The organism is Luteibacter sp. 22Crub2.1, from assembly GCF_900167995.1.
GTDB classification, from domain to species: Bacteria; Pseudomonadota; Gammaproteobacteria; order Xanthomonadales; family Rhodanobacteraceae; genus Luteibacter; species Luteibacter mycovicinus.
Genome location: NZ_FUYT01000003.1, coordinates 298,109 through 307,977, shown reverse-complemented (window position 1 = coordinate 307,977; position 9,869 = coordinate 298,109). Strand labels below are relative to the sequence as shown.

General features: G+C 62.0%; 9 protein-coding genes. 2 read left to right on the top strand and 7 right to left on the bottom strand.

The window, feature by feature from the left end; all coding sequences use genetic code 11:
• The coding region (locus B5X73_RS04525) for an integrase core domain-containing protein (RefSeq protein WP_139382650.1) at positions 1-322 on the top strand (322 nt) is incomplete at its 5' end.
• Positions 323-935: 613 nt separating this feature from the next.
• Here the strand turns inward: B5X73_RS04525 and B5X73_RS04520 are convergent.
• From B5X73_RS04520 to B5X73_RS04505, 4 genes are all read right to left on the bottom strand, one after another.
• Positions 936-1,571 carry an outer membrane beta-barrel protein gene (locus B5X73_RS04520; protein WP_043691767.1) on the bottom strand — a complete coding sequence of 212 codons (636 nt, stop codon included), beginning with the start codon at positions 1,569-1,571 and terminating at the stop codon, positions 936-938.
• Positions 1,572-1,846: 275 nt separating this feature from the next.
• Complete coding sequence (locus B5X73_RS04515; RefSeq protein WP_176167719.1) at positions 1,847-2,716, bottom strand: ATP-grasp fold amidoligase family protein; 870 nt, start codon at positions 2,714-2,716, stop codon at positions 1,847-1,849.
• Positions 2,717-3,044: 328 nt separating this feature from the next.
• A complete protein-coding gene (locus tag B5X73_RS04510; protein WP_043691769.1) occupies positions 3,045-6,092 on the bottom strand; it encodes a TonB-dependent receptor in 3,048 nt (1,015 codons plus the stop codon).
• Positions 6,093-6,411: 319 nt separating this feature from the next.
• Positions 6,412-7,086, bottom strand: coding sequence for an outer membrane beta-barrel protein (locus B5X73_RS04505; RefSeq protein WP_079520730.1), 675 nt, complete (start codon positions 7,084-7,086; stop codon positions 6,412-6,414).
• 449 nt (positions 7,087-7,535) lie between these two features.
• Here B5X73_RS04505 and B5X73_RS04500 point away from each other — a divergent pair, with 449 nt between their 5' ends.
• Positions 7,536-8,240 carry a glutathione S-transferase N-terminal domain-containing protein gene (locus B5X73_RS04500; RefSeq protein WP_079520729.1) on the top strand — a complete coding sequence of 235 codons (705 nt, stop codon included), beginning with the start codon at positions 7,536-7,538 and terminating at the stop codon, positions 8,238-8,240.
• A 4-nt stretch (positions 8,241-8,244) separates the two neighbouring features.
• Here the strand turns inward: B5X73_RS04500 and B5X73_RS04495 are convergent, their stop codons facing one another.
• The 3 genes from B5X73_RS04495 to B5X73_RS04485 form a co-directional block, all read right to left on the bottom strand.
• Positions 8,245-8,568 (bottom strand): helix-turn-helix domain-containing protein, encoded by a 324-nt coding sequence (locus B5X73_RS04495; RefSeq protein WP_036116525.1) that lies wholly within the window; start codon positions 8,566-8,568, stop codon positions 8,245-8,247.
• Complete coding sequence (locus B5X73_RS04490) at positions 8,558-8,773, bottom strand: type II toxin-antitoxin system RelE/ParE family toxin (RefSeq protein WP_254857223.1); 216 nt, start codon at positions 8,771-8,773, stop codon at positions 8,558-8,560. Before B5X73_RS04490 ends, B5X73_RS04495 begins: the two co-directional genes overlap by 11 nt.
• 219 nt (positions 8,774-8,992) lie before the next feature.
• Entirely contained in the window at positions 8,993-9,592 is a 600-nt protein-coding gene (locus B5X73_RS04485; protein WP_079520728.1) for an outer membrane beta-barrel protein, read from the bottom strand.
• Positions 9,593-9,869: the final 277 nt, after the last annotated feature.

The following is a 9,869-nucleotide window of genomic DNA, read 5'->3' as shown; positions in this document are numbered from 1 at the left end:
GTCGAAGCTTCGCCTGGACAATGGCCCGGAATTCGTCGCCCTCGCACTCGCGGAGTGGGCAGAACGCAACGGCATCAAACCCGACTTTATCGAACCCGGAAGGCCGATGCAGAACGGCTTTATCGAGCGCTTCAACGGCAGCTTCCGGCGTGGCGTTCTGGACATGCATGTCTTCCGAAACCTGAGCGAGGTACGCGAGCAGGCCGAGACTTGGCTTGCCGATTACAACGGTGAGATCCCTCACGACAGTCTCGGTGGCCTGACGCCTGCCGAATTCAGGCAGCAGAACGATCCGGCCGCCTCGGGTTATGGTTGGAACTAATTAACGGGGAGTCGACACCTTCAATGAACATAGATGCTTTGGTTTCTTCGGAGATTGAGCTTCTAGATTTGATATTTGGGCTGAATCCGTTGGCTTGGCGGAGGTATCAACAGCACGGACTTGGATCTGGCAATGCTCGAGGAAGCGATGAGCCGAAGACCGTCATGTGGTGTCCGTTTGTAGCCTTCAGATTTGCGCTGGAAGACGCATCTGTTACGAAACGTCTGCGTGAAGCTGTAGATGCATTTCGAGGCATACTTACTTGGTCTCTCTTCGGTCACGAGCGGGAAGGCCTTCCAGGAACTAATTGGGCGATTGGGCCCGCGATATTGTTCGAAGTTAAGGAGCGAGCTGCAGCTTCGCGTATCAGCGCGGGCGAGTACCTCTCGCGAAAAGATCCGAGTCTCGTCTCGGCTGCATGCCATGAGTTCCCTTTGCTTGTGGGGCACGTTCGACTCTGTACTTCCGCTTAGATAGCCTTAGCATGCATGTATCGACGGTCCAGGCGACCGGGGGTGTGCAAGCTTGAGTCGTCACCGGGGGCGTGCCTGTCCGGGTTGATCCGGTAGCGAGCCACCGTGCGCGAGCGAGGCTCCGCACGGTGGCCGTGCCATTACAGGTGCGCTTCGATCGCCATGCCGAGCACGCGCGTCGACAGCGTCCGATGCCTGGAAGCAATCCCGGAGATCTGTGAGGTGTAACGCGTCACATCGATGCCAACGTCGAGATGCGACGTCACCGCATACCCCACACCAAGCCCGAGATAACGGCTGCCGCCCTTGAGCGTCCCACGGTAATAGTCCGAACCCGGGCCAGCCTGCGTGTGGCTCCAGTGCTGCGTTCGCATGCGGGCGATACCGGCGCGGCCGGTGACGGAGAAGCTCTGCGGCAGCTCCCATTTCAGGTTGGCGCCGATGAGTACGGCACGCGATCCGATCTCGCTTCGCGTGCTCAGCGGATACGTCCGGCTGCCGTACCGGTGTGTGCCCGTGGCGCGGTACTTCACCTTGCCCAGGTCCGCGTAGCCAAGTTCGGCACCGAGGGCGACGTGTTCACCCATGCCCCAGCGATAACCGCCACCGAGTTCATAGGCGCGTGCGGACTTGCCGTCATAGAGCTTGCTCGGTACGGCGTAGCGAGCTTTGCCGATGTCGGCACGGAGGAAAGCACCGGCCGGGTTGGCGGCGGCGGTGAAGGAAACGGCTGTCAGAGCCAGGGCGGCTGTGGTGACGAGCAAGACCTTTTGCATGAGGCATCCTTGGGAAGCGTGCAGCATTCCGCCGGGCGGTGCGCCGACGGGCCGTGGAGGCGACGGCAGTCTAGGCGGAGTGCGCCATCACGAGGATGGGGGATGACGGCATCGACAGCGGGGCCATCGGACAGCCTCAGGGCGAGAATTCAATCGCCAGCGCAAGTGGTTACGCGCCCCCGCCCGTGCTTCTCAGCAAGCGCTTACGTGGGACTGGGAGAAGGACTACGCACCGTCGTGCGCCAATATCACAAATAGCGTGCGCCCAACGGAACTCAAGCCACCTGCGTGTGCAGCATCTCGTCGGTGAGATCGCCAAAGATCATCGCCGACGCCAGGCGCTCGCCATCCGGCGGACTGAACACGCCCATCGCGCCGCTCGGGCAATTGGTCATCTCGCCAATCAAAACCGACTCGCCGTCCGAATACATATCCACGCGCACCAGCGAGAATCCCTGGCTCAGCCGCGTTGCCACCTGCAGCATCCTGTCGAGATTCGCCGGCCGCTCGAAGTCGATCGACCCACGCTCGTACACCAGCCCGAAACCCTGCTCGCGCCAGTCCAGGTCGTAGAACTTGCGCACATGCCGCGATTGCCTTCCGTAGTCGACCTGAATCAGCCGCGGCCGCCCCTGGAAGCAGAACACCTTGTAGTCGGTGATTTCCGCGTCGTTGAATATCAACGGCTCGACGATCACCTTCGGCTGCAGGTTCCTGTAGTTTCGCTCCCGTGAGGTCCGGTAATAATTCAGCGCGAACCAGCTGCGGATGCGCGGCATATCGACCGGCTCACCATGCTTGCGCGTGATGATCTGCCCGCTCGCATGCGTGGGTTTGATCACGCAGCGGTCGGGGATAAGATCGATGTCGACGTCGTCCACCCGGCGGAACACGGTATGCGTCGGCACGTTGTGCTGGTCGCCGACGCGGTCGCGGACGAAGGTCTTCACGAATTCCTTGTCGGTCACGTAGACGCGCAACGGGTCCACGATCTCGGTGGAGGCCTTGATGCGATGGATGACGTCGTTGAACAAGGGGTGTCGTCGACGCGGCAGGCGCCGGTGCTGCATCACGAAGCCGAAGAGGTGAACGAGGTGGTCGACCGGCGCGATGGCAGGCAGGTGCCCGATGAGGGCGCGTTTCATCGAATTTCCGGACATCTCAGAGGCTTCCTTGTTTTGACCGGTTGGCTGGTAAAACGCACTGAAACGTTCGCTTCGTGGGCTACTCACAACTTGCGGATGCGCTTTGCGGGCAATCCAGGCGAGGCACGTTTTCGGCAAGACTAGCCGAAAGCGGCCCTAAGTGTGATGAAGGTCACATTCACGAATGTGACGCAGTCGACCTTTATGACGCGGGCGGCCTAAACGCAAGAAAGCCGACCGGGCTGCGCCTGGCCGGCTTTCTCGTCAACGGCAACCCCATGTTGTGCCTCGCGGCACTACCCCGGAGACAGGTCCTTCGGGTCAGGGCTCAGTAGTCGTAATTCACGCTCAGGCGGAAATAACGCGGCTGCTGCACCGCCGTCGGCGTCCCGTACAGCGGGTTCGCCAGGTTCGGGCTTTGCTCGCCGTTCGGGTAGATACCGATCGTCCGCTGCTCGTTGAGCACGTTGAACACATTGGCGTTGAAGGCCAGCTTCGCATCGGCGAAGGCGGGACGATAGGTCACGCCGAGATCCACCTGGCGCACCCACGGCAGGCGGCCGTGGCTGCCGGGCGGGGAGGGCTCGCCGTTGCAGAAGTGGTAGCTGTTGCCGTAGCCCGCCGGGTCGGTACGATCCGCGCCGAAGTAGCCGAGGCAGGGCTTGGGCGCACCGGAGATCATGCTGAGGTTGCCGCTGACCAGCCATTCGGGGCTGAACTGGTAGTAGCCGAAGAACTTCAGCTGGTGCTTGTGATCGTTGTTCTGCACACCGTTGGTGTTGACCATGATGTACGAGTTGTCCCAGTCCTGCGTGGTCGACACCGCGGTCTGGCCGGTGCCGCGCGATTCGCGGTACAGGTCCGAGCGAAGCTGGCCTTCCGTGTTGCCGTAGCTGCGCGAATACGTATAGCTGACCTTGCCATACCAGCCGTCGGCGAACGGATGTTCGAGGAAGGTCTCCAGCGAGTAGTAACGGCGCTTCAGGCGATCGAAGCCGAACTCCTCGTTGGACAGTGGCACCTTCACGTAATTGCCCGAGGTATCCACCAGATTGAAGGTGTTGGACTTACCGGGGTTGAACAGCCAGCAGCTGACCGGATTGCTCTGGTCGGTCACGTCGTAGCCCAGCGACTGTGCCTTGGCCAGCACGAGGTCGATGTCGCAGTAGTCGTCGATGGCGTTACGCAGGATGCGCTGCGTGGCCTTGGCGCCGTAGACCCAGTCGGTACCCAGCGTCTTCGTGAAGCCGAGGATGAACTCGTCCTGATACTCGGACTTGAGGCCCTGTGTCGTCACCGTCTTCGGATCGGGCAGCTGACCGAACGTGTTGTTGGCGGCGACCGGCGGCGAGATCGCCGTAAGGCCGGTCGGCGTCCCGTCGGCCGCGATGCCGCCATAGGTGAAGTACTGCGACGTCGTCAGCGCACCGCCGGCGGCATTGAGCGCCGGATTCAGCGGCAGGCCGAGGTAGTAACGCCCCGCGTTGGCATACACCTTGAAGGTCGCGTCACCGAAGACGTCCCAGCTGGCTCCCAGGCGGGGCGCCCACTGCGGTTTGTGCTGGGTGATGAAGGCGTCGCCATCCGCGTTGAAGTTCTCGAACTGATCGTTACGGATACCGAACGAGAGCAGCCAGCGATCGTTCACCTGCCACTTGTCCTCGATGTACTGCGCGCGCTGCGTCGAGCGAACGGTGGCGAGACTGCTGTTGATGTTCTGGATGACGTAGTAACCGCCGGCACCGTTGGGGAAGCCGGCCGTCGCCGGCACACCGAGGCCCGTGGAAATCGGCGTGTTCGGATCGGACTGGCCATACGTCCACGAGTATCCGCCGGGACCCGACGTCACCGAGCCCTGGTCGATGGCCACCGCGGTCTGGTTGTCGATACCGGCGGTGATCGTGTGATCGCCGATCTTGTAGGTGATGTCGATGCGCGTATTGGTGGTGCGGTTACCGCGGCCCGACGGACTGAGGCTGGATACGGTCTGGCTGTTGCCGCGCGACGATCCGCCGTTGAGCGCCGGGTTCTGGTTGACCAGGCCATCGACGTACGTGAGGCTCGAGTTGTAGCCGCCGGGCGCATCGTAGTCGGTGGTATGCAGCTTGCCGTACAGCGCGCTGACGGTCAGGTCATCGGTAATGTAGCCGGTGTATTTGGCCGTCCACAGGTTGCCGCCGGTCTTGATATCGTCGTCCTGGCCGATGCGATCCTGCCGCACGCGGTTGACGTAGTCGTAGTTGTAGATGCTGCCCGAGGTCTGATACTTGTCCGACGCGCCGGTCAACTCGAGGATGTTGTTGTCCGTGATGTTCCAGTCGATCTTGCTGTACCAGCGCGGCGAGTTGTATCGGTAATCGACGTAGGGCTTGGTACTCGTGTAACCGCTCACCGGGTTGACGGTATTGCCTTCCTGGCGCTGATACTCGCCGGCAACGAAGATAAACAGCTTGTCCTTGATCAGTGGGCCGCCGGCATAGGCGCTGACCGTGGTGCTGTCACCGCCGTTCTCGCTATCGGGCGAGTACAGATTGCCGGCTCGGGGCGAGGCGGGCAGGCCGCTTTCGTAGTAGCGGTTGCGCTGGTTGGCGCGCGCGAAGCTCGGCTCCCACAGCACCTGCGTGCCGAAGTGCCATTCATTGGTGCCGCGCTTGCCGACCACGTTGATGACGCCGCCGTCGGATCGGCCGTACTGGGCGCTGTATCCGCCGGTGTAGACCTCCTGCTGCTCGATCGCGCCATACGGCAACGACAGGCCGCCGAAGCCACGCAGGGGGTCGGTGGTCGAAAAGCCGTTGACGTAATAGGCATTCTCACTCGCGGCCGAGCCACCGAAGCTCACCAGTGAATTGCCGGTCGGACCCTTGAAGCTGCCGCCGTTCTGCACCACGCCGGGCGCGAGCAGCGCGATGGCTTCCGAGTTACGGCCCAGCGGCAGGCGTGCCAGCTGTTCCGAGGTGACGACGGTGCGCGAATCGATCGTCGATACGTCGATCTTGGGCAGCGCGGACGCGGAGACCGAGACGCCGGACATGTCAGTGGTCTGTGCCTCGGCCGGAGCGAACGACACTTCGGTACCGGCGCCGACCTTCAGAACGACGTTCTGGCGCGTGTCGACGGTCTGACCATTGGCGCGCAGGGATACCGTATACGTGCCCAGCGGCAGCTGGCCGGCCGAGTAACGGCCGCGCTCATCCACGGCGATTTCGCGGGTGATACCGGTGTCACTGGTGATGACGACCGTCTCGCCGGCAGCGACAGGCGCCTGGCCGAAGATGCCACCGGTAGTGGACTGGGCGAAGGCGGCGGGACTCGCGACGATAGCGAGGGCGATAGCCAGCGCGGTCTTGTTCAAGGGCTTGTTACGGCTAAGCATGAAGAAACGTCTCCCTGGATCTGTTTGGACGCACGGACATGCACGGGTGGCCGCGGCGCGGCACCCGTAATGGCTGATAAAGGCAAACCCTGGCGCACGTCTCCGACGCTGACAACGCGCGTTGTCAGAGCGGGACGAGCCGCGTAAACGCGCATCCGCGCGTCGCTTCCCTTCAGAAGACTTCACGTGCTGCGTCGCAGCACTTGCTATCGGTTATATAGAAAAGTTACGGGGATGTATAGGGGTTTAGACGGCCTTTTCGAAAGAACGTCCGGTCGGTCGCGTCGGCGCCAGGGGGCGGTCCGGCGCAGCCAGGGTCTCAGAAACGCATTTCCAGACCGGCGTGAATCGTATGAACGTGCATGCGGGTGCCGCCCGCCCGCACGCGGGTTCCTGCGAGCGCATAGCGCGAAACGTCGAGTGAGAGATCGGTATTCGGCGTGACGGCAAAGCCGATGCCCGCGCCGAGATAAGGGGTGATCCCCGAGGTGGAGACGGCGGCGCTTCTCCGACGCGTGTGCACCTCCAGCGCCGTGTGCGTACGAGCGATGCCGCTACGCGTGGTCAGCGACCATTGTTCGCCGACCTGCCGGCGGGCGTTGACGCCGAGAACGAAGGCGCGCGCACTGAGGGTCGATTTCTCCCAGTAGGTGGGAACGGGGCGCTTCGGCTTGTTCTGCGGTTTACCGGGGATCGGACGGCGGCTGTTGCGGGTGTCCTGTTTCGCCGCCGGATCCGCCACGCGGTGGGTGCTGCCGCCGAGGTCGACATAGCCCGTCTCGACGCCCAGCGCGAACGTATTGGCGATCTGCCAGCGATAACCGCCGACGACGTCGTATGACATGTGCTTCTTTCCGTCGAAGCGCTTCTCGCCCGTGCCATAGCGCGCTTCGCCTGCGCCTAACTTCAGGAAGGTGCCGGTCGATGCGGCAGCCGGTAAGGACAGCGAAGCGAGTGCGACGGCAGCGAGCGTCGCATGCAAGATCTTTTGCATGGGAGATTCCCTTCTGGTGGGTGGTGACGGTACGTCCCGTTGCGGACGTGGGGCGGCATTCTAGGAAGGGCGCCGCCGTTGTGCCGATCCCAGCGGCGCCGCGCCTTGGGACTTGCCGACAGGGCATGCATTGCCAATGCCCGTCGTGGCGCCGCTTCGCGCCAGGGACTTACGCAGCGCTCGGCTTGGTGCGGGTTTACGTGTCGAGGTATGGCTACAACGTGCGGCAGTCACGGCCGACCCTCGCCATGGGCCTCGGCGAAGCTGCTTCAGATGCCGAGGTGTTCAGGAGGCCAGATAAGCAGGCTTACTCCAATGACAAGCAGGGTGGCAATCGTCACGCCACCGAATAGCAAGAGTCCGTGGCTCGGTCCGCGCAACTCTGCGGCCATTGAATCGAACGCGCCGACGGCCTACCTTCGGTGCTTTATGGCCCGAAGGTATGCCTCATGTCCGACCTCTCCGCCTTTCCGATCACCTCGCGCTGGTCCGCCGCGCATCCCGATCGTATTCAGCTCTACTCGCTGCCCACGCCTAATGGCGTCAAGGTATCGATCATGCTCGAAGAACTGGGCATTCCTTACGAGGTCCACCTCGTGGATATCGGCAAGAACGAGAGCAAGCTGCCAGAGTTCGAGTCGCTGAATCCGAATGGCAAGATCCCTGCGATGATCGACCCGGACGGTCCAGGCGGAAAGCCACTCGGCCTGTTCGAATCAGGCGCCATCCTCCTTTATCTCGCGGAGAAGACCGGCCGCTTCCTGCCGAAGGACGAAGCGAAGCGCTGGGAAACGATCCAGTGGGTCTTTTTCCAGATGGCGGCCATCGGCCCGATGTTCGGCCAGGTCGGCTTCTTCCATAAGTTCGCCGGCCGCGAATACGAAGATAAACGTCCGCTGGAGCGCTACGTCGCGGAAAGCAAACGACTGCTCGCAGTGCTCGACCGGCAGCTCGACGGTAAGGACTGGATCGTCGGCGATGAGTACACCATCGCGGATATCGCCACGCTGGGCTGGGTCAATAATCTGGTGACGTTCTATGGTGCCCGTGACTTGGTGGGCTTCGATGACTTCCAGAACGTCATCGGGTGGCTGGAACGTGGCACGTCGCGGCCTGGCGTGGAGCGCGGATTGAAGATTCCGGCGCGGACCTGAGGTATCAGGCCAGCACCTGGAGTCCATGCTTGGCGACAACCGCAAGAAGCTTCAGCGCCATGCCGCTAGGCTTCTTGGCCCCGGATTCCCACTTCTCAACCGTGCTCTCACTCGTATTCAAGTAGCGCGCGAATACCGGCTGGCTCACATGATTCCGCTCGCGAAGCTGCTTGATCTGCAACGAGTCGATCATTGGGGGTGTAGCGATGCAGAGATCATCGAAGTCCCGCATGGTTGCCTTGTCGATGGTCCCAGCTCTGCGCATTCCGGACACGGCGCTGTGAATCGCCTCGAATGCGTCGCTCTTATGCTTACGATTAGCGTTCATTACGTACCTCAATGAGTTCCGAGATCGCCACTTCCTTGTCGATGTCTTGCTCTACCTTTCGACTGTAAAGTGCCGCAAGCTTCCTGAACGCGGCGAGTTCCGAGTCGTCGATATTTGCCCGATCCTTTTTCGCGAACAGATAGGCAAAGATCCAGTACCGCCGTCCTTTCGCGACCACGATAGACCTGTGCATGTTGCGGGTCATCGGCTTGGCCGCGCATGACTTCGAGCGCCGCGTTTCGTAGCTCCGAGTCGCTGATCAGGTGTTTTTTCGCCATCCTGGCGAACCACGCGGTCTTGAACACCCGCTGGCCCTTGCGTCCATTCGTCCATGGCTTAGGGTAGCACTGGGTGCTATTTATTTCTAGCCAAAAAAACGGCCGCATTATGCGGCCGTTTTTTTGCACCTGAGACTACCTACTTCTCAGAACCGGAACTCAGCCCCCGCCGCCCACACGCCGATCTTCTGGCTGATGCTGCCCGCATCGCTCTTGTAGTCGCCGTGGTAGTGCTCGTAACCCAGCGTGACGCCGAAGTTGCGGGTGAAGTCATAGCCGACGTTCAACGCACCGTAGAAACCGTTGTCGTGCGACGAGTTCTTGTACGAATAGTGGTCGCGGCTGCCCGGCGAATAGTAGAGATCGACGCCGTCGACATCGCTGCGCAGGCGCGACCACATGTGAAGGAAGCCTGTGCGCAGGCCCAGCGACCATGAGTGGCCGAGCATCCACTTGGCATTGATGCCCAGTAGCGCGGCCTTGTTCTTGATCTCGGAGCGGTCGGTCTCCGTCCATCGGCCTGGCGAGGTCGCATCCACCCGGTCCGACAACTTGCCCAGGTCGACGAAGCCGGCTTCGGGTCCGATCGAGAACACGTCGTCGATCATCCAGCGGTAGCCGCCGGTGACGCCGAAAGCGGTGTCTTTTTTGTCGACATGCTCGGCCGCGTCGATGCCGTAATAGGAATACGTGCCGCTTTCCCCGGTATCCCCGTTGTAGTGCGACTTGCCAGCCGAGGCAGTGATAAAGGCCTAGCCGTCGGCCTGGGCGGCGATCGGAGCGATCGCGAGAAGAGCGGTAACGACCGCCGTGCGCATGACCTTATGCATGGTGTTCCCTGTTCCTGATGATGTCCGTCGGCTCCGGCGCCGTACGGTCCCGCATGGGCGGGCGCGGCATTTTACGAAATTCCGGAGTGCCGTGACCGTGACCTCTGGCATAGGGCGCTCCGGACCATGACGTTTAGCATCGAAGGCTTGCGCGGACCGCAGGGGACCGCGCCGACCCGCTCGCAGGGATGGC